The sequence below is a fragment of the Amycolatopsis sp. NPDC058986 genome (genome assembly GCF_042741125.1).
In the GTDB taxonomy this organism is placed as follows: domain Bacteria; phylum Actinomycetota; class Actinomycetes; order Mycobacteriales; family Pseudonocardiaceae; genus Amycolatopsis.
The window spans coordinates 32851-53546 of sequence record NZ_JBHYJW010000007.1 but is presented as its reverse complement, the minus strand read 5'-3'; the positions used below and the strand labels follow the sequence as shown (position 1 = coordinate 53546).

Below are 20696 nucleotides of genomic sequence, written 5' to 3'. Positions count from 1 at the left end.
GGCACCGGTCACGGCGGGGTTTCCCTCAGCACGTAGCCCACTCCCCGAACCGTGTGGATCAGCCTCGGCTCGTTCTCCGCCTCCGTCTTGCGGCGCAAATAACCGACGTAGACCTCGAGAGCGTTGCCCGAGGTCGGGAAGTCGTATCCCCATACTTCCTCCAGGATCCGGCCGCGGGTGAGGACGTGCTTCGGATAGGAGAGGAAGAGCTCCAGCAGCGCGAACTCGGTGCGGGTAAGACTGATCTCGCGGTCGCCGCGGCGGACCTCGCGGGTGCCCGGATCGAGCGTGAGATCGGCGAACGAAAGCACTTCGGAGGCCTGGTCGCCCTGACCTTCCGGGAGGGCGCGGCGCAGCAGCGCGCGCAGCCTGGCGAGCAGCTCCTCGAGGGCGAACGGCTTGGGGAGGTAGTCGTCGGCGCCGGCGTCGAGACCGGACACCCGGTCGGACACTGTGTCGCGCGCGGTCAGCACCAGGATCGGCAGGTCGTCCCCGGTGCTTCGCAGCCGGCGTGCCACCTCGAGCCCGTCGAGGCGGGGCATCATCACGTCCAGCACCATCGCGTCCGGCCGGTTGGCGACGATCGTCTCGAGGGCCTGCGCACCGTCGCTGGCGAGTTCGACCTGGTAGCCGTTGAACTCCAAGGACCGCCGGAGGGATTCACGGACGGCGCGGTCGTCGTCCACCACAAGGATGCGCATGGCGACAGTCTTACTCAGCGTGCTGAGACTCGCCTAAGAACACACACAGAACCCACAAAGGATTTTCCCGCTCCGGATCGTCTCAGCCCTCTCCGGACCCGCGTGCTACCGGGGCGTTCCACCGCCGCCACAACGCCAGCATCCGGATCGCGACCACCACCGCGGCCGCCACGACGGTCACCGGCCCGGGCGGCAGTAACAAAGCGTGACCGACCCCGACGAGCGCCGCACCGGCCAGCGCGGCCACGGCGTAGATCTCCTTACGCAGCACGAGAGGGATTTCCCGGAGCAGCAGATCCCGCAACGCGCCGCCACCGATTCCCGTCGTCATCCCGATCAGACACGCCGCGTACACGGTCGCCCCGCCCGCCAACGCGATCGTCGTCCCCGCCGTCGCGAACACCCCGAGCCCGATCGCGTCGGCGAGCAGTACGGCGCGCCGCAGCCTCGCGACCTGTGGATGGAACGCGAACACGATCAACGCCGTCGCCGCGCACACCGCGAGGTAGGGCCACTTGCGCAACGTCGTCGGCGGATGGATCCCCAGCAGGACGTCCCGGATGATCCCACCGCCGAGCGCCGTCGTCAGCCCCACCACGACCACGCCGAAGACGTCCAGCCGCGCCCGCACCGCGGCGAGCGCTCCGGACGCCGCGAACGCGACGAGCCCCAGGAACTCGAGCGCGGTGAGCACGCTACTGGTCGAGCAGGCCGCCCCGGTAGGCCAGCAACGCGGCCTGGACCCGGTTGGCCGCGCCGATCTTGGACAACACGGCCGAGACGTACCCCTTGACCGTCGCCTCGGAGAGGTGCAACCGGCCACCGATCTCGGCGTTGGAAAGCCCTTGCCCGATCAACGCGACCACCTCACGCTCCCGTTCGGACAACGAGGCCAGCAGCTTACGCGCCGGCTGGGCCGCTCGCTGCTCGTCGCGATGCGACTGGACCATCCGCGCCGCGACCCCCGGGTCGAGCACCGCGCCGCCCTTGGCCAGGTCACGCACGGCCCGCAGCAACGCCGCCGGGTCGATGTCCTTGAGCAGGAAGCCGTTGGCGCCGAGCCGCAGCGCGAGGCTCACGTACTCGTCGATGTCGAACGTGGTCAGCATCGCCACGGTCGGCGGATCCGGCAGCGCCAGGATCGCCCGCAACGCCCGGATCCCGTCGTCCGGCGCGCGCATCTTGATGTCCAGCAATGCCACGTCCGGGTGATACCGCCGCGCTACCTCGACCGCCGATCTACCGTCGCTCGCCTCGCCCACGATCTCGATGTCCTGCGCGCCCGACATCATGGCGCGCAGCCCCGAACGAACTAGTTCCTCGTCGTCGGCGAACATGAGCTTGATCAACGAAGCCCTCCGGCAGCCGGTGGAGCGATTTCCGCATCCCGTTAACGAAGGTTACCTACTGTTGTTCAGCAACCCGACACCAGACACGACCGAGTGACAGACTGCGCCAACCAGCTCAGACGCCCCCACCACCCACACGGGTGACAACCTACGTATGGCCACCCTTCACCCGCCCCCTGCACCACGTCCGCCCCGGGCCCGCTAGAGTGAGGTCGGCAGCACATGCCCTCGTAGCTCAGGGGATAGAGCACCGCTCTCCTAAAGCGGGTGTCGCAGGTTCGAATCCTGCCGGGGGCACCCAACAGCAGCACAGCGCACATTTCGATCAAACGGTCAACGTTCCTGGTCGGGGCGTGGTCCACGAATGGTCCACTTTGCCGGACGGCCACGCGTGCGGCGATGCGAGATGACAGACCGCCAAACCCGTCCGTATCGGGCGGCCAGCAGGCTCAGATCACCTTATTCCGGAGAAGCCGTACACCGCGATGGGCTGTCGAGTCACGGCAGTCCCGCACGGTCGAGCTCCTCTCGGAGGGCTCGTTTGGGCTTGTGCGTGGCGCGAAGTGCGGTCATATGAGCCTTGAAGTCCGCCGTGCGGCCGACACGTTTGAACAGGGGACGGGCCTCCGTCAAGTACTCGGCTGCGCGGGCATACCAGGCACGGTCCTGCCAGCCGATGGCTTGATTGGCCGCCGCGAGCAGAACGGGAATGGCATCCGAGGGATGCTTGGCGGCGCGCTTACGGGCCAGACGGAGCCAGAGTTCGTCGGAGCAGCCGCCCGCGTTCGCGGCCTGCCATGCCCCGTCGAGGTCCTGTTCCCACAGCAGGACTTCCACCAGTCGCGAGCGGCCGGGCAGGCTAAGCCGGGACTTCGTGAAACGGGCCTGGAGCGGCGCGTCCTTGGCCAAGCGATCAAGCGCTTTCCGACGCCAGGCGGCGAATTCATCAGCAGCCGCCGTGGCGAGCGCGATGTAGTTGTCCAGGCTGGGATGGTTACGGAAGTTGCCCCACAGCAGCTTCGCGGCCTCGGCGGGTCGACCGGCGCGGACGTGGCACTCCGCCGCCAGAGACCGTAGGTCCGGATCCGCTGGGAAGTCCGCGACGCCGCGGGTCAGCCACTCCAGAGCTTCGTCGTCGCGGTCGTCGTGGCACAGACGTAGCGCGATCCGGAAGACATCATGGGCACTGGACACGTCTTGCGCCAGGACATCGATGAGGGCGTCCGTGCCACCCTCCGACTCGGCGACGTGTTCCAGGAGAACACGCTCGACGTACCCGGCCTCGACCGCATAAGCCTCCCGTACCAGCACGCCATAGCGGGCGAGGCCTGTCGCGCCCAGCACGCCGGCATAGGCGGGGAGAGCATCGAGGAAGGCTCCGTGGTCGCTGGCCAGTGCCGTGTCCACCAGATATTGCGCGAGTTGTTCCTGGTCGGGCTCGCCCGCCTCGCATGCGGCGAGGTGAATCTCCGCCGCACGGCCCAGCAATTCGCTCGCGTCGCCGCCGACTTCCTCGAGTTCGTCAGCCACGTCGTCAAGCAGTTCGAAGGCGAATTCGACGAGGCCACGAGCAGTATCCGCGAAGCCGTACCCGACCAGGTCCGCGATCTCGTCCAGGACCTTCACGACTTCATGGAAGTAGGCTTGCTCCTCGCGTTCATCGAGGTAATCCGGAACTTCGATAGCTTCTTCGAGACGCTCACGAAGTGGCTGATCGTCGAACGCTCCTTGCGCACCTGCCGCGCTCTCGAGCCGAGCACGAAGCAAGGGGTTGGTATCGGCGGCCTTCAACAGCTCCGCTACCAGCCAGGACGTTTCCTGGGTATGCAGAAACCTCTCGAGCTGCTGCTGCGGCATAAGCTCCGGGCTCGGCCTGACGGACTCGGCACCGCCGTCGAGCCAGGCCAGAGCCGTCGCGACACAATGCTTGCAGAACATCCCCTTCTCCCCGTACGGGCAGGTGCACGAGCCGCCAAGGCGGCCACGGCCGACGGCGAGGCGGACCCGGTAGAGACGGCTGCCAGCCACCGTGGCCGTCACGGTTTTCCCGTCGGCTTTGATCTTCTGCACATGCCCGCCGGCGAAGTAGGCCTGGCCACGTTGGTACGACCGCGAATCCGTCGCGACCCGAACGGAGTATTCGTTCAGCACTGCAACCACTAGGAATTTCTCCTGGAGATCTTCGAGCAGGACGAGGGGCAGGCGTTCTTCCCTGATCACCCAGCCCGTGCTGGGCGTCGAGGCTACCAGCGCCGGATCCACGGACTTGACGCCGGAGTGCTTTCCAGTTCAGTCACATAGTCCTGAATAGACACCCGCCAGGGAAGGGCCTAGTGACGGGTGATCCCAGAAGTCCGTCGTGCACAAGCCGCTCCAGCCGAAGTCGCCACGCCAACGAGCCCCTGCCGCGGCGTGTCGAGATAAGCCGGTGGCAGGCTGCTGGCAACCGGCTCTTGGCGCGGATTCGGGGCGGAGTACTCGCCTGCCTCGCTTGCCAGGGCACAGCCCATCAACTCCGCATCGTCACGGCGCGCCAAGCGGGTCACGGTGCCGTCGGCCGACAGCTATTCGTACCAACACTCGAACCAAACGGCTCTGACGTGGGCGGGAGCACAGCGCCCGGTGATCGGCCAAAGCAGCGGTTTTGCTTCTTCCTCCGACTCATATTCGACTGTCCGGTCGCGGATTTGTCCATCCCTCGCCGTGCTGTCCGGGCAGGGACGAAGCTCCACAAAGCGTGCCGAACCTGGCTACGTCATGCCGAGTCCGCAGTGAAACCGGGGGTGCCACAGCATTTCTTGTACTTGCGCGCCGATCCGCACCAGCACGGGTCATTTCTCCCCGGCGGCCAGGCGATACCTTCACCGTTGACGCGGGACACCATCGCGAGCCGCTGGTGCGTCTCCGCGCTGTCCGGCTCAACCCCCGTGCGCTCGGCGTGAGCGTACACATCATCAACGTTGAGCGGCACGACGGCGAGGTCGAAGGCGGCGTCGGCAGCTCGCAGCGCGGTCTCGACCATGCGGCGATGGACGAGGTGGGGGTCCTCGGAGTCCCTCCACTCGGCGAATACCTCAGGAAAAGCGGCCAACGCACGGTCGAACTCCGCGCGCGGCCAGTAGGGAAACGTCTCCGGGAGTGAGCCTGGCCGAAATGTGCGCAGGATCGCGTTCTCATCTTGCAACCGCGCGGTTTCCTGCTGCATCTCGGCAAGGTGCTCGTAGGTCCACAGCTGGTCGGCCTTCTTGCCGGGATGGGTTCGCTCGTACCGTTCGAACCAGACCCGATCCCAGTCATCCGGTGTTTCGCCACTGACCTTGCGCACCCTGGAACGCGATTTCAGCAACTGTTCCAATGACGGATCGCCCTCGAGCTGCCGGGAACCCACGACCGCGCCGTAACAGCGAATCACCCCGGCGGTGAACCAGCGGAGGGCGCCGGGCGAATCGCCCTGGTCTATCAGCAAATCGCCGACGCTCTGATACACATCGGGGTCCTTTGGATGGCTGGCCCACAACCCGGCCAGTACCTCGCGCGCACGATCAGCGTCCTCGTGCTCGAACAGAAAATCGGCATAAGCTGTCCGCGCGTCACCGTGTACAGAACCACCGTCCGAGATCGCCGTCAGGTACAACCGCTCGGCACGCTGGACATCGCCGGCGCGCGACCATTGATACGCCGCTTCGACCAGTAACTGTGCCCGCTCGTCCGGCACCTGCTCGGCCAGGTCCTCGAACTTCCGCGCCTCGTCTGCCGCAGCTTCCACCACGCCTGCCACTCTACGACACCGGGCAGTGACAGCGATGCGTGACTGGCCGGAACTTCCTCTTCACAGCCCTACTTGGGTAAAGCGCAGCAGGCATCGGCTTACGTCGACGCTCTTCTTTCAGACGCTCGTAGCGTTTGACGAAAGCCGCCACGCCACTATTTCGAGCATTGACCGCCTTGAGGTCGACGAGCAGGGTGACCGCGCTGTCGTAGCCCTCGGGACACTTGGTCCCGATCAGGGCATTCACCCTGTTCACACGCCTCGGACCTGCTTTTCTCAAGGCGAGCATACTGAGCCGCGACTTTGCGGACTTCCCGTCCTTCTCGTTCAGCCCGCCGCTTCGAAGCCAACTCCCACAGCTCAATAACATATAGAAAGGCATCGAAGTAGCGCTCCATTACGGTCGGAGGGTTACCGCGAAAATCGCCCCAGTGGTACTCGCTGACGAACCTTGTCGCGGTGATGTCGGCCTGGGGCGGCAACTCGCGGAGTTCTGCCGACGATCACCGAGTTCCTGATCCACCGCGAGGAATTCGCAGTACATCGGCAGGCTCCTTCTCAAGCCGGTTCAAGTAGAGGCGCGTCACTTCCTCGGCCAGGAGGTTCCGGCGGACGAAGTAGCGGCCGAGTGAGGTCAGTTCGGCACGGGCGTCCAGGATGGGGAGGACAGCCCACGACGGCTCGCCGAGCAGTGCAGCCATCTGGACGGTCGTCCGTTCGTGGTCGGTGTCAGGAGGCAAGGCAACTGTTGCGGCGCCCGCTTCGACCGCGGCCAGCAGACCGGTGCGGACGGCCGCGCCGGTCAGGGCGATGAGGGTTTCGGAGACGTCGGGGTCGTGGTGCTCGTCGATGAGATCATCGATCAGATCTTCGAGGCCGATCGGTGCTTCGGCGCGGTACATCTCCCCCAGAGCGCGGGGACCCCATGGGCGGAGGAACGCTTCGAGTTCGCGGGTACCCTCGTCACGTTCGTCCAGCTGGGCCGGGCCGGCAACCGCGACGTCGACGACTTCCTGCCAGAGGCGCAAGGTTTCCTCAGCGTCGGCCGTGCCCGCCACAACCCGTTCCAGCGCGGTGAACGCCGGTCCGGGGACTACCTGGGTGCGGTGCAAGCGCAGGACTTCCACGTCCAGGGCCAGCCGCCAAGCGCGGGTCAGCGGCACCTGGTCGCGAGGGTCACGAAGGCGCTCACGGGGGTTGATGCCCAGCGTCTCGGCGAACGACCGAGTGTCGGCAGGGGACGGGAAGCCCTGCTTCGTCACCTTGCGGCCCTCGACTGCCCACTGTCCACAAGAGACCAACCTGCGCAGCAACGCCGATTCGCGAGCAGAAACAGCGAGCTGGTTGGTCGGTGGCAGCGAGACCGGTGGGTTGGCCGGGCATGGTTCCGCCGCCGGCTCGTCGCGGCGGAACTCGGGCGGGATAGGGGCGTCCGGCGGGAGTGCGGCGACGACGGAGTCCCTGGCGACGAATCGAGCCGTCGCGAGTTCCGGCGTCTGATCGAGTAACGAGCCGAGGACGGCACGGCGCCGCGGCCGGACCGACCGGTTGAACTTCTCGAGCCAAGCATCGGCCGCGTCGTCGTCATCGATATCGACCCCGGCTGCGAGCATCGCGGTGTAGATCCGTTTGGCCAGTCGCCACCTCGATTCGTCCGCCATCGCTGCGGGGAACCTCGCGGTGGCCCGATCCAGTTCCTTGCGCAGCGTCATGATGCGCGTGCTGGCCGGATGGAACCGATCGGTCGCGTCGAGGAAGTCGATCAGCACTTGCAACGCTGCCGGACCGTGCGCGCTCAGGCCGTACCGGTCCGTCAGCCGTGGCGCGGCGGTGTCGATCAGCAGCCGATGCGCGTCACCGGTCCGCCACAACGTCGGGTCAGCACAGTTCAGCCAAGTGTCCCGGGCGTCGAGCAACAGCTCCAAACAGGTGATGACGTCGTCCGTGCCTTGGTCATCGGCGAGCCACACCCGGATATCCCGGACCATCTTGACGACAGCGCGATCAGCCATGGGCGCAGGAGGCCCCCATACAGTCGAATTTGCCTGCCTTTACGCCCTGTAGGAGGGCTTGCCGTTCGACGCCGGATTTCACTCCTGATCCGGGGAGCACTCCTATGATGTGACCCATTGTGGAACCTGTTGATCGACTCTCGCGTGGTTTGATGCCGTTGTGGCGGGCCGTGCATGGCAGGTTGTCGTCCGGGCTGCCGGTGAGCAGGGTCAAGATCGGGCCGCTCGACGACGACCAGCGGGCTGCGGTCGCGGATCTGCTCGGGTTGGAGCGGCTGCCCGGTGAGTACGCCAGCATCGCGCTGGACAAGCTTGACCAGGCGCTTCGTGAGGTGACCGGGCTGGAGACCCGGGACGTCGTCGCAAAGCTCGTAGGCCCGGTCGGCAATCGCGCTGGGGAGAGGCGGCGGGCTGCGGCGGAGCGGGAAGAGCTGTGGGCGTGGCTGGCAGAGCATCCGGTGGTGGTGGCGCAACCGGCACTGATGGATTGGGTAGCTGCAGTACGTCGAGCCGGACTTGTCGATAAGTCGATAGTGCGGACGCGTGAGGAGCTGAGCACGGCGTTGCGGGTGTTGGGTGAGTTGCCTGCGGCTGGGGTGCCGCTGCCGGTGTTCGCCGACGCGGTGCTGGGTGAGACGCACGCGCTGGATGAGGGCACGAGGTGCGCGGGCCTCGTCACCAGGGCGTTGGCCGCGATTTACGACGTCACGCCGCCGGTGGACGCGCCCGAGCGACGGGCGTTGTGGGAGCGGGCCGGGATCGCGGATGACGAGTTGTCCTCGACGGTGCTCGCCGCTGGGCTCCGCCTGCCTGGCGACGACACAGCGAGCCGGATTCTACGGGCGTGCGCGGAATCCGGGACGGCCGCTGTGCTGACATTGCAGCAGCTCAGGGCTGCCAAGAGCATAGAAGCGCCCGAACAAGTGTGGGTGTTCGAGAATCCGAGTGTGCTGGCGCTCGCGCTCGACAGGTTCAGTACCGGGTGTCCGCCGATGATCTGCACCTCAGGCTGGCCCAGTAGCACGGGGATTCTGCTGCTCAGGCGCCTCGGAGAGGCCGGTGCCCAGCTGCTTTACCACGGCGACTTCGACGGGGAGGGGCTGCGGATCGCGGCAAACGTCGTGGCCAGGACCGGGGCGGTACCGTGGCGGATGGCCAGCGCCGACTACCTCGCCGCGGTCGGGGACGGTCCGCCGGTCGGGCGGGTCACGCCGGCGCCATGGGACGCCGAGTTGGCTGGGCACCTGGTCAGGGTGGGTAAGACGGTTCCGGAGGAGCGTGTCGCGTCGGCGTTGCTCGACGAAATGGCCCAAGCCTGAAACTGTCGGTGCCGACCCGTACCGTGGTCGGCGACCAGACTGTGGGAGGCAGGATGGACCCGATCCGTGTTCCGCCCGAGATGTTCCGCTTCACCAGCGGCGACCGGGCCGAGCTGTACGTGTCGGTGCTGCATGCCTTCGGCGAGGCCAACGAGCGGCTCGAAACCGCGCTGGGGCTCGACGACGTCCGCGCGCGGTTGAGGTCGGTGGGCTGGCTCGACGCGTTGGAGGACGACGACCTCGCCAGGGCGCTCGACCAGCTCCGCGACTGGAACCTCGTCGACGTCATCCAGAATCACTCCGAGAACTACCGTACGGCGACCGAGTACGAGCGGCGTAACCTTCAGTATTCCCTTACGCGGCAAGGTGAAGCGGCGTTCGCCGGGGTGGTTCACGCGCTGAGTGTGCTGGCCTCGACGGGTGCGTTGCAGACGGCGGTGCTCGACGCGATCTCCGATCGGCTCGGCGATCTCGTGCGCGAGTTGGACGGCGGGTCGGATCGGCGTGTTTTCAGCACGCTGACCGAGTTGGAGGGGCATCTCGAAGCGTTACGCGGGAACACCAAGCAGTTCAACGGCGAATTGCAGCGGCTCCTGCGTGCGGACGGTGCGAATCTGGCCACCTTCCACGAGGTCAAGGCCTCGACGGTCACCTATCTCCAGGAGTTCCTGACCAACCTCGAACACCGCACGCACGGGATCGCGGTCCGGATCCGGCAGGTCGAGGAACACGGGGTCGGGCTGATGCATCAGCGTGCGCTGCTCGGTGCCGATCTTCCTCAGCTGTCCGGCACGGATCCGGGGCCGGAGTGGCTGGCGCATCGCCGGGCCCGCTGGGAGGGGCTGCGGGCCTGGTTCCTGCCGTCGGACGGCGCGCAACCGCGGGCCGAGCAGCTGCATCTCGTGGCGCGGCGGGCGATCATCACGCTGCTCCAGGTGCTCGACCGGATCACCGAATCCCGGCGGCGGGCGAGCAGTGCGGTCGCCGATTTCCGTGAGCTGGCAAGGTGGTTCACCGTCGTGCCTGCCCAGGACGACCTGCATCGGTTGTGGTCGACCATGTTCGGGCTGAGTTCGGCGCGGCACGCGCATCTCGCCCATCCCGATCCCGAGCTGGTCAGCTCGACGTCGTCGTGGCGGGACGCGCCGCCGGTCGAGGTGTCGCCTTTGCTGCGCACAGCGGGGAAAACCGAGCGGTTCGCCCGCACGGGGCGGGTGCGTGACGTCGCCGCGGTCCGCGCGGCCAGGGCGGAGCAGGCGCGTGCTGAGCGGGCGGAACTGGAAGCCGCGTGGGACATGCTCGACACCGGCGGCGCGGTCCGGCTCTCCGCGTTCGCCCGGCTCGATCACGCGGTGTTCGAGCGGTTGCTCGATCTGCTGGGCAGGGCGCTCGGCAACGCGCCGGAGCGCAATGGCGTGCGGCGGGGCACGACGTCCGACGGGCGGATCGAGATTCTGTTGTGGCCGCCTCAGGACGGCGCGGTGGCCAGGCTGACGACGCCACGGGGGCAGTTTCACGGTCCTGATTACGAACTCGAGATCCGGGCCGACGGTGGGCGTCGAATACAGCGCGCGAGTGGGGGCCGGTCATGAGCCAGCTCGCCAACCAGCTGGTGATCGCTGAGAAGGAGGAGGTCGCCCGCGGCATCCGGCAGTTGCTCGCCACGCCGTTGGTCACCGAGCGAGGCCAGCCCGAGGCGTTCGAGCTGGTCCGGCGCCGGCGCGAGCCGATCCGGCAGTGGTTCGACTACTACTGCGGCTGGACGCTGACCGTCGAACCGCGCCTCGGCTACGCCCGGCTGGTCAAGGTTCGTGTCGCCACCGATCCCGGTCGTCCCGCTCGCCGGCTCCGGTCGGGTCGAGCGCCGTTCGATCGGCGGCGGTACGTGCTGTTGTGTGTGGTAGCGGCCGAGTTGCTCGCGACGCCGGTGACCACCATCGGTCTGCTGGCCAAGCGGGTCAGCCTGGCCGCCGGCTCCGATGAGGTCGTCGCGGCCTTCGACACGTCGAGCCGCGGTGAGCGGATGGCGTTCGTCGATGTCCTTCGGCTGCTGGAGTCCTACGGTGTGATCGAGGTGGTCGACGGCACGACCGAGGCGTTCGTGGAATCGGCGGACGCCAAGGTGCTGTACCAGATCGACGCGACGTTGCTGCTCCGTCTGCTCGCCGCCCCGGTCGGACCGTCCCGCCTGGCGGTGCCGACCGACGAAGTGGCGCTGCGCTTCGAAGAACTCGTCGCCGCGGTGTCGCGCGAGCGTCGCTACGGCCTCGCTTCGGGTGCGCATGACGATACGGCGAAGCGCTCCGAGGTCCAGCGGAATCTGTGGCTCAGACACTCGGTGTTCCGGCGCCTGGTCGACGACCCGGTTCTCTACTTCGACGACCTCTCCGCCGACGAGTGCGCCTACCTCTCCTCCCCTACCGGACGCCAGCTTCTTCGCCGCGCCGCCGAACAAGGTGGCTTCGCACTGGAAGAGCGCGCAGAGGGCGTACTGCTCGTCGACGTCGACGGCATCGCGACCGACACGCGATTCCCGGACGACGCGAGCAACGCCAAGGTCGCCGCCCTTCTGCTGCTCGATGCGTTGACCGGGCCGATGACGTTCGAACAACTGCAGGCGGCCGCTGCGGAGCTACTCGAACGCTTTCCGCGCTGGGCCAAGAGTTACCGCGGCGAGGACGGCGTACGGCAGCTCACTACCGACGCGCTGGCAGTGCTGACGGCGTTCGGCCTGGCGCAGCTGTCTTCCGGTCTTGTTCGCCCCCTTCCGGCCGCGGCGCGCTACGCCGTGCGCGACGCCAGAACCTCCGACGCCGAGGAGAATCCGTCATGACAGTGACCGAACTTCCTCGCCCCGCGCACGACGGCGAGACCGCCCCACCGGCGCCTCGCTGGGTACCCACCCGCGCCGGAATTCTCAATGTCTGGCGCTACTACGACGAGGTCTTCGAGTTCCACCAAGGACGTCTGCTGCTCCGCGGTCCCAACGGGAGCGGCAAATCGAAGGCGCTCGAACTGTTGTTGCCGTTCCTCTTCGACGCGAACCTGCGGGCCAACCGCCTGTCGACGTTCGGCACCGGTGAACGCACCATGCACTGGAACCTCATGGGCGAAGGCGCTTCCGGTACGACACGCGTCGGCTACGTGTGGCTGGAGTTCCGGTTTCCCGGGCGCTGGTTCAGCTGCGGGGCGCGGCTGCAGGCGAGTTCGCACACCACGACAGTGCATCCGGATTACTTCACCACCGAGCAGCGCATCGGCATGCCGGATGGGCTCAGTCTGGTCAACGACGCCGGTCAACCGCTGACGAAGAAGGCACTGGAGGAACAGCTCGGCTCCCACGGGACAGGGCACGCGAACGCCAGTGACTACCGCGCGGAAGTCCGGTCGACGCTCTTCCCCACCTTGACCGAGCAACGTTTCGACGCCTTGATCACCGCGTTGCTCCAGCTGCGAACGCCCAAGCTGTCGCAGCGGCTCGACCCCGCGTTGTTGTCGACGTTGCTCTCACGCGCACTTCCTCCCTTGGGACAGCAGGAAATCGCCGAACTCGCCGAGGGGTTCGAACGGCTGGACAAGCAACGCGAACGACTTGCAACACTGGAAGAAGAGGTCACGGCCACCCGGACATTGGCGTCGCGGCAACGGACCTATGCCCAACGCGTGCTGCGAGCGAGCGCGGCCGAAGTGACCTCGGCAACCAACGAACTGGAGAAACTGTCCAAAGCCGCGCGACAGTCCGCCGAGCAGTACGAAATCGTTGCCCGGCAAAAGGAAGACGCCGAGCATCGCATCGAAACCCTCGCGCAAGAAATCAGCACGGCCGAGGCCAGGAAGACCGGGCTGACCGAAAGTGAGGCCTACAAACAAGGTCAGGAGCTGGATCGGCTGCGGCAGCGTACGGCCGAAGCGCGAGCGCAGGCCGGGAAGATCCGGGACGACGCGGGCAAGAAACGAACCTATGCCGACCGTGACGAGCAGGATCGCCACGACGCCGAACGGACCGCACACCGGCAAGCCGAGATCGTCCGGACGCAGGAAATCGAGACACGCCAAGCCGCTGCCCGCGCCGGTCTGACAAGCGTGCACGGCGAAATCACGGCGCACCTGGACACCGAGCCGGGTTCCGCGCGGCCCTTGCTGCGCGCGGCGGTGCGTGGCAAGGAGGAGCAGCTGCACACGGTCGGCGAAGCCCTCGACAACCACGAGCGCGCGATCGAGCGACGTCAGGAGGCGGAGGAGGACCTCGACAGCGCGAGGTCGGCGTACTCCGCGGCGCAGGAACAGCTCGACGCCGCAGCACGCGATCGGGACGCCGCGCTGAACGACCTGAGCATCCGGCTGGTGGAGTGGGCGGAGGCCTGCGCTGAGCTGGTGTTCCCCGAGCCCACGGTCCTGCTCGACCACCTCGAATCCGAAACCGCGCTGCTCACCGCGGTGGATGCGGTCGCATCGCCGATCCTGGAAGAGATCACCCGCCAGGAAACGACCCGGACGACGGCATTGGCCGCGGCTCGCGAACAGCGGGATCACCTCATCGCCGAGGTGGATCGGCTGCGCACCGAGGAAGATCTCCCGCCAGCCGCGCCGCCGACCCGCACGACCGACCGGGAAGCGATGACGGGCGCACCGTTGTGGCGTTTGGTCGACTTCGCGGCGGCAACGCCCGAGAGCGCGTACGCGGGGATCGAAGCCGCACTCGAAGCATCCGGTCTGTTGGACGCCTGGGTGGGGCCGCGCGGAGACGTCCCGGGCCACGACATCTTCGCAGAGCCCGAGGCGTTGGGCCCGGTGGCCGGTCGATCACTCGCTGACGTCCTCGTGGCCGAAGCCGATGCGGAAGTCCAGGCTCCGGTCGTACGCAGACTATTGGAAGCGGTGGCCTTCGGCGACCGGTTGCCGCCGGAAGAATCCGCGGCCATCGGCGCGGATGGCACGTGGCGTCTCGGCAATCTCGCTGGGAGCTGGCAGAAGGACCATCCGGCCTACATCGGCGCGCTCGCGCGCCGACGCGCCCGCGAACGCCGCATCCACGAGCTGAGGGCCCAGATCTCCGAACGCGAGGCGGACATGGCGCGGCTCGAAACCGAACTCGCCGCCCTCGCCACGCGTCGGCAGGTGATCAAGGCCGAGCGGGCGGCAAGGCCCAGCTACGCGGTACTCGACGCTGCCACCCAGCAGATGACCAGGGCGGAACTCGAACTGGGGACGGCCGACCGGATCGTGCGTCAGCGCGTCGAAATCGTGTCGGCGCGGGAAAAGGACGTGGCTCGGACGCTGCTCGGTTTGATCGGCCTGGCGGCCGAACATGGTGTGCCCACCGAGCGGGCAGCCTTGGCGACACTGGCGACATCCGTCAGCACGTTCGCCGATCAGGCCGAGAACTGGTTGGAGCAGCACGACAAACTCCTCACCGCCCGGCAAACACTGGCTTCGTTGACAGCCCAGGCACAACGGTCGGTGGACCACGCGGTTCAACGCGAGGGCGAAGCGCGGGAAGCCGAAGAAGAGCACCGGAAACTGGTCGCCATGCTCGAGGCGATCGACAGCACGTTCGGCGTCGACTACCGAGAAGTTCTTGCCGAAATCGAAGGACTTCGCACCAAGATCACGGAACTCGGCGACGAACAAAAACGAACCACGGGCAAGGTGACCGAACTCGCGACGCAGCTCGGCAGGCTGGAAACTCAGCGGGCAAACGACGCGAAGGTCCACGAAGAGGCGTCGGCCCATCGAGACAATACAGCCCAGCGGTTCCGCCGCTTGGCCGCCGGAACTTTCCCGGCGGACAGCGGAATCGCCGACCTCACGAAGTTCGAGGCCACCCTGGGGTCGGGCGACGGTGTCCGTGCCGCGCTGGACGCGGCGCGGCTGGTCGCGGCCGCCTGGCCGTCGGTGCCCCACAGCGCCAGCAACATCGGGGACGCGCTGCACCGGCTGTCCGAGTCCGTGCACACCTGCCGGGACGCGCTGAGTTCCCGCGCCGACCTCGACCTCGAAACCGACGAGGACGTCCAGGTTTTCACCGCGGTGGTGGACGGTCTCCGGGTCGGCGCCGCGGAACTGCTGAACATCCTCCGCACCGAAGCCGACCAAAGCCGCGACGAGATCACCGAGCGGGAACGAGAACTGTTCGACCAGACGTTGACCGGGGACACCCGCCGGCATCTCGCCGCGCGGATCCGCCAGGCCAACGAGCTGGTCGACGGCATGAACGCACGCTTGGAAAAGGTCCGCACCGCCTCGAAAGTCGCGGTACGGCTGGTCTGGCAGGTCGCGCCGGATCTGCCACCGGGGACGAAAGCCGCCCGGGATCTGCTGCTCAAGGATCCGGTGCGCCTGACCGACGCCGATCGCGAGTCCCTGCACCGGTTCTTCCGCGACCGGATCGAACAGGCCAAGGCCGACGACACCGCGACCAGCTGGGAACAACAGCTCGCCCAGGTCTTCGACTACACGGCATGGCATCGCTTCGTGGTGAAGGTCGACCGCGCGAACGGCGACGGCTGGCAACTGCTGACCCGCAAACTGCACGGCGCGCTTTCCGGTGGTGAGAAGGCCATCGCACTGCACCTGCCGCTCTTCGCCGCGGTCGCGGCGCACTACCAGGCCGCGCCGGAAGCACCGCGCGTCATCCTGCTCGACGAGGTGTTCGTCGGCGTCGACAGCACGAACCGGGGCCAGGTGTTCGCCTTGCTGTCGGCACTCGACCTCGACCTGATGCTCACCTCCGACCACGAGTGGTGCGTCTACTCGGAGCTGAGCGGGATCGGCATCCACCAGCTCATCACCGGCGCCGACGGCGACGACGCCGTGACCACCGCCCGCTTCACCTGGGACGGCCACGATCTCCTGCCCGCGGAACCGGACTGAGTGAGCCGCGGTCGAACAGCGGGTGACGTTTACCCGGGCCGCCCGGAGCCGGGAGCGCGGCGCGCTAGCGTGGAGCGTATGGATCGGGATGCGACAGCGCGGCGGTTGTTGAAGTCGTCGGCAGCGCGGAGTTACGACCCCGCGGTGGACATCGACTGGGACGCGCCCTTGGTCGAGGGCAAGCTGTACCACCTGGAGCACCGGATCTCGTTGTACGGCACGGCACTGTGGGACCGGATGTCCGCGGTGCAGCGAGCGGAGCTGGCCAAACAGGAGATGATCACGTTCCTGTCCGTGGTCATTCACGCCGAGTTGAGCCTGATGCGCACCATTCTCCGCACGGTCCAAGAAGGCGAACCCGCGACGGACCCCGCGTTGTACGCGCTGACCGAGGTCGCCGACGAATGTCGTCATTCGACCATGTTCGCGAAGGGGATTTCGCGGTTCGGTGGCAAGGTGGTGCCCCAGTCGAAACTGACGACGCGGCTGTTGAACGTCGTGTCCGCGCTGGTGCCGTTGGGGCCGGTCTTCTGGGCGAGCGCGCTGTTCTTCGAGGAGCCCGTGGACCGGCTGCAGCGCGAAACCATGGACGACGAACGGGTCCAGCCGTTGCTGCGGATGATGAACCGGATCCACGTCCTGGAGGAGGCACGGCACGTCGCCTACGCGCGCGAGGCGATGGTGCGCACGATGACCGAAGCCGGGTGGCTGTCGCGGAAGCTGAACCGGTTCGGCGTCGCGTTGCTCGCGTGGTCGATGAGCCGGGCGTTCATCCGGCCGGAGACGTACCGGCGAGTGGGGTTGAACCCGAAGGAGGCATACCAAGCGGCGTTGACGAATCCGCACTATCACGAGTCATTGCGGTGGATGTCGCGCCAACTGGTCGGCTTCTGCCGGGAAAACGGGTTCATCAAGGGACACTTCACGACGGCCTTGTGGCGACGCTCCCATCTGCTCGGTTAGCTCGTCTTCGCGTGCACGAAGCCGCCGAATGTCCACACTGGACCTTGGACCGTGCCGTCCGCTCGCTGCAGATACCGGCTTTGCGCGGTGGGGATGTCCAGGTCTTCCACGAGACGAAGTCCTTGCGCGGTCAGGAATTCCGCCGCCTTACCGCGCCGGATTCCCCACAGCCACGGTTCACCCCTTGACGCCACCTCTTGAGCGGCGGCGAGCGCGTCGGGTGTCAGGCCCGTTCCCTCGATGACTTCGCGCCAGCAGTAGTCGAAGACGACCGAACTCTCCGGCGCCTGCGCGGACAACCACCGGAGCGTCGCCTCGACACCGGTTTCCTCCAGATACTGCGTCACGCCCGACCACACGACCACCGTGCGCGCCGTGGGGTCGTAGCCACCGCGTGCCAGCGTCGCGGCGAGATCGTCGTGGTTGAAGTCGATCGTCAGATAGTGCACATTGGACACTCGTGGCAGCGCCCGGACGCGAGCGCGTTTGCGGGCCGAGATGTCCGGCTGGTCCACCTCGAACACTGTTGTCCCGGCGAGTATTTCCCGCAGGCGATGCGCCCGGGAATCGAAGCCGGCGCCCAGCAGGACGAGCTGGGTGGCGCCCGCCGCGACCTCCGCGCGGACAACGTCGTCCATGTACTTGGTGCGAATGACCTCGAACCACAGCGCCCCCGGCCAGGAACGCCGGAGCGCCCGGAGGACCATGCCACGCAGGCCGGGCACTTTGATCATCGCGGGACCGAGAGGCCACCACGGAATCAGCCGCGCCGCCAGGACGTCGGGCCCCCGGAGTTCCGGCTCGGTGACCACCGCGCCCGCCGCTCGCAACAACGCCGCGGTCTCCGCGGTCGAACTCACCGGCTCAGCTCCTCTTCCCGTCGAGCGCTTCCAGTTGCACGCCGACCCCGTGCTGCTCAGGCACCCCGAGTTTGCCGAACAGCGTGAAAGCCTGCCCCCAGCGTCGCCTGGCCTCGGCAAAGTCGCCGCGGTCGTGGTGCGTGTGCGCGAGGCCGTTGTACGCGTGCGCTTCCTCGTAGCGGTTCGCGGTCTCTTCGGCGACGGTCAACGCCTCCGAGTACGCCGCGAAGGCATGGTCGTACTCACCCCGCCGCCGGCGAATCTCGGCGAGAGTGCGCAAGGCGCGGTTTTCGATATTGCGGTTTCGGTTCGCCCTGGCCAGTTCGAGCGCCCGCAGGCATTTCGTGAGGGCTTCGTCGTGGTCGCCCCGCAGCGAATCGACTTCGGCGAGCCCACGCAAGGAATAGCCTTCGATGGTGGTGTTCCCGATGGAACGAGCCACCGAGATCGCCTGTTCGTAGGCGTCGACGGATTCGGCGATCCGGCCCATGTGGTGGTACACCTCGCCGATTCCCCGCAGCGCGTAACCCTCCAATACCGGGTCGTCAGTGTCCTTGCCCGCCTCGAGGGTCCGCCAGAGCACGGTGCGCGCCTCCTCCAGCGAACCCAGCCGAGTACAGACCAGGCCGAGTGCGTGCAGGGCGCGTCCTTCGACACGGCGGTCGCGCAGGTCGACCGCGAGACGCACGCCCTCGTCGCAGTCGGCGAGCGCCTCCTGGTACCGGCCGAGCCACCAGTTGATGTAACCCCGGCTGGCGAGCGAATCCGCCTGGTAACCAAGATCGTTCGCCCTGCGTGCCGCAGCGAGACCCTGCGTGTGCAGGATCAGCGCGTCGTTGTGGTTGCCGATGATGTGGAAGAACCGCCACAACGTCGCGGACAGGTGGAAGGTGTGCGAAGGCCAGCCGTGGACGGCGGCGTGCCCGGCGACCGAAAGCAGATTCGCGCGTTCGGCCTTCAGCCAGCTCAGCGCGCGATCGTAGGTGAAGAGGTGGTTGTCCTGGGACACCGGCGGTTTCAGGCGCGGACGATGCGCTCGCTCGGTAGGCGCCACGACGTCCATGGCCGTCGCGGCGGTGAGCAGGTAGTGGTCGAACAGCCGGGTCAGGGCCGCGCGCCGATCGGTTTCACCGTCGGTGTCCGCCGCGAGCCGCGCCGCGTAGGTGCGCAGCAGATCGTGGAAGCGGTACCGGCCGGGGCCCGGCTGCTCCAGCAGATGCGCGTCGACGAGATCCTCGAGGATGTCTTCACTGGCCATCGGACGTTGCTCGGTCAACGCGCCCGCGGCGGTCGGATCGATGTCCGTGCCCGGAGTCAGTCCCAGTGCCCGGAAGAAGCCCTGGTGATCGGGCTTGAGCTGGGCATACGACAACGTGAAGGCCGTCGCGACGCTGCGGTTGTCGGTCCGCAGTTCGGTGAGGCGGTGGCGTTGATCGCGCAGCCGGGAAGCGAGGTGTTCGACTGTCCACGATGGACGGTGCCGGAGACGCGCGGCGGCGATCCGCAACGCGAGGGGGAGGAAGCCGCAGAGCTGGAGCACGTCGTCGGTCGCCGCCGGTTCGGCCAGCGGCCGGTCGTCCCCGACGACTCGCAGGAACAGCTCCCGCGCGTCCGCGGCAGGCAGGATATCGACGGTGATCGGATCCGCGTCCAGGTCGGTGAGACGCCGCCGGCTGGTGACGATGGTCAGGCACTCCGGCGCGCCCGGCAGCAGGGGCCGCAGCTGGGCGGCGTCCACCGCGTTGTCCAGCACGATCAGCGCGCGCCGCTTCGCCAGCTGCGCCCGCCACAACGCGGCCCGGTCCTCCAGCTCGATCGGGATGCGTTCGTTCGCGACCCCCAAGGCGCGAAGCAGCTTCTCGAGCGCGGCGGACGGCGTGAGCGGTTGCTGTCCTGGCGTGTGGGCGTGCAGGTCGATGAACAGCTGCGCGTCCGGGAAACGCTCGATGAGCCGACGCGCGGCGTGCACGGCCAGGGTGGTTTTCCCGACGCCTGCCATGCCGTCGAGCGCGGAGATCACCATGGTGGTGCCCGTCCGGTCCCCGGCCGCTTCGAGGATCCTGCCGAGTTCGGCGTCCCGTCCGGTGAAGTAGCTGGCGTCGCGCGGCAAATCGCACCGCGGTACCCAGCTCTCCGGGGCCGCGAGGGCCGGGTCGTCGGCCAGGATCCGCGCGCGAAGGCGGCGGAGGCCGGGGCCCGGCTCGACGCCGAGTTCCTCGCGCAGGGCGCCTTGAGCGCGTTCGTACGCGAGGATCGCCTGCGCCGGCGCTCCCGCCCGGTGCAGGGCGAGCATCAGCTGTTCGGTGAGCCTTTCCCGGAGCGGGTTCTCGTTCGCCCATTCGGCCAGCTCGCCGGTGAGCCCGCGGTGCCTGCCCAAGCCGAGTTCCAGCTCGACGCAGTGCTCGAACGCCGCCAGCCGCTCTTCGCCCAGTCCTGCGAGCTGGGGTTCCAATGCGGGACATCCCAAGCCCGCGAGCGCCGGACCGCGCCACAGCTCGAGAGCGCGCCGGAATCCGGCTACCGCGTCCGATGGCCGGGATTCCGCCGCGTCCTTTCGCGCTCGTTCGACCATTTGCTGGAATGCGGCGGCGTCCAAATGCGCGCCGGCGTCCAGCCGATAACCCGACACCGCCGAAACGATCGTCGTATCGTCGAACGGCAGGGAACGCCGCAAATCCGAAACCGCGTTGCGCACCTGTTTCTCGGCGGTCGCGGGAGGATCCGTCTCCCACACCGCGTTCACCAGTTCATCGAGCGGAACCGCGCGGCCGTATCCCAGCAACAGAGCGGCGAGCACCTTTTGCTGCTTCGGCCCGCCCAACGGCAGTACCCGTTCCCCATCACGCACTT

General features: G+C 67.4%; 13 protein-coding genes and 1 tRNA gene. 6 read left to right on the top strand and 8 right to left on the bottom strand.

The window, feature by feature from the left end:
• Nucleotides 1-8: 8 nt before the first annotated feature.
• From ACFW0G_RS08980 to ACFW0G_RS08970, 3 genes are all read right to left on the bottom strand, one after another.
• Nucleotides 9-701 (bottom strand): response regulator transcription factor, encoded by a 693-nt coding sequence (locus ACFW0G_RS08980; RefSeq protein WP_378324331.1) that lies wholly within the window; start codon nucleotides 699-701, stop codon nucleotides 9-11.
• A gap of 82 nt (nucleotides 702-783) precedes the next feature.
• Nucleotides 784-1395 (bottom strand): trimeric intracellular cation channel family protein, encoded by a 612-nt coding sequence (locus ACFW0G_RS08975; RefSeq protein WP_378324329.1) that lies wholly within the window; start codon nucleotides 1393-1395, stop codon nucleotides 784-786.
• 1 nt (nucleotide 1396) lies between these two features.
• Nucleotides 1397-2050: a response regulator transcription factor gene (locus ACFW0G_RS08970; RefSeq protein ID WP_247058120.1), complete on the bottom strand. Its 654-nt coding sequence runs from the start codon at nucleotides 2048-2050 to the stop codon at nucleotides 1397-1399.
• A 224-nt stretch (nucleotides 2051-2274) separates the two neighbouring features.
• Here ACFW0G_RS08970 and ACFW0G_RS08965 point away from each other — a divergent pair.
• A tRNA-Arg gene (locus ACFW0G_RS08965) sits at nucleotides 2275-2347 on the top strand.
• Nucleotides 2348-2548: 201 nt separating this feature from the next.
• On the opposite strand, the gene ACFW0G_RS08960 is transcribed toward ACFW0G_RS08965, so the two are convergent.
• The 3 genes from ACFW0G_RS08960 to ACFW0G_RS08950 form a co-directional block, all read right to left on the bottom strand.
• The gene (locus tag ACFW0G_RS08960; protein ID WP_378324327.1) at nucleotides 2549-4312 is read right to left on the bottom strand and encodes an SWIM zinc finger domain-containing protein; all 1764 of its coding nucleotides are present in this window, start codon (nucleotides 4310-4312) and stop codon (nucleotides 2549-2551) included.
• 493 nt (nucleotides 4313-4805) lie between these two features.
• Complete coding sequence (locus ACFW0G_RS08955) at nucleotides 4806-5819, bottom strand: SEC-C metal-binding domain-containing protein (protein ID WP_378324326.1); 1014 nt, start codon at nucleotides 5817-5819, stop codon at nucleotides 4806-4808.
• A gap of 503 nt (nucleotides 5820-6322) precedes the next feature.
• Nucleotides 6323-7831: a hypothetical protein gene (locus ACFW0G_RS08950; RefSeq protein ID WP_378324324.1), complete on the bottom strand. Its 1509-nt coding sequence runs from the start codon at nucleotides 7829-7831 to the stop codon at nucleotides 6323-6325.
• A gap of 152 nt (nucleotides 7832-7983) precedes the next feature.
• Between ACFW0G_RS08950 and ACFW0G_RS08945 the strand changes: the two genes are divergently transcribed.
• The 5 genes from ACFW0G_RS08945 to ACFW0G_RS08925 all read left to right on the top strand — a co-directional run bounded on the left by ACFW0G_RS08945 (nucleotide 7984) and on the right by ACFW0G_RS08925 (nucleotide 16986).
• Nucleotides 7984-9150, top strand: a complete 1167-nt coding sequence (locus tag ACFW0G_RS08945; protein ID WP_378324322.1) for a TIGR02679 family protein — start codon at nucleotides 7984-7986, stop codon at nucleotides 9148-9150.
• Nucleotides 9151-9203: 53 nt separating this feature from the next.
• Entirely contained in the window at nucleotides 9204-10742 is a 1539-nt protein-coding gene (locus ACFW0G_RS08940; RefSeq protein ID WP_378324321.1) for a TIGR02677 family protein, read from the top strand.
• Complete coding sequence (locus ACFW0G_RS08935) at nucleotides 10739-11983, top strand: TIGR02678 family protein (RefSeq protein WP_378324320.1); 1245 nt, start codon at nucleotides 10739-10741, stop codon at nucleotides 11981-11983. Before ACFW0G_RS08940 ends, ACFW0G_RS08935 begins: the two co-directional genes overlap by 4 nt.
• Nucleotides 11980-16023, top strand: a complete 4044-nt coding sequence (locus ACFW0G_RS08930) for a TIGR02680 family protein (RefSeq protein WP_378324319.1) — start codon at nucleotides 11980-11982, stop codon at nucleotides 16021-16023. The genes ACFW0G_RS08935 and ACFW0G_RS08930 overlap by 4 nt, the downstream gene beginning before the upstream one ends.
• Before the next feature lie 78 nt (nucleotides 16024-16101).
• Nucleotides 16102-16986 (top strand): diiron oxygenase, encoded by an 885-nt coding sequence (locus ACFW0G_RS08925; RefSeq protein ID WP_378324318.1) that lies wholly within the window; start codon nucleotides 16102-16104, stop codon nucleotides 16984-16986.
• Here ACFW0G_RS08925 and ACFW0G_RS08920 read toward each other — a convergent pair.
• The gene (locus ACFW0G_RS08920) at nucleotides 16983-17846 is read right to left on the bottom strand and encodes a class I SAM-dependent methyltransferase (RefSeq protein WP_378324317.1); all 864 of its coding nucleotides are present in this window, start codon (nucleotides 17844-17846) and stop codon (nucleotides 16983-16985) included. The genes ACFW0G_RS08925 and ACFW0G_RS08920 overlap by 4 nt on opposite strands.
• Nucleotides 17847-17850: 4 nt before the next feature.
• Nucleotides 17851-20643: a BTAD domain-containing putative transcriptional regulator gene (locus ACFW0G_RS08915; RefSeq protein WP_378324316.1), complete on the bottom strand. Its 2793-nt coding sequence runs from the start codon at nucleotides 20641-20643 to the stop codon at nucleotides 17851-17853.
• Nucleotides 20644-20696 lie beyond the last annotated feature (53 nt).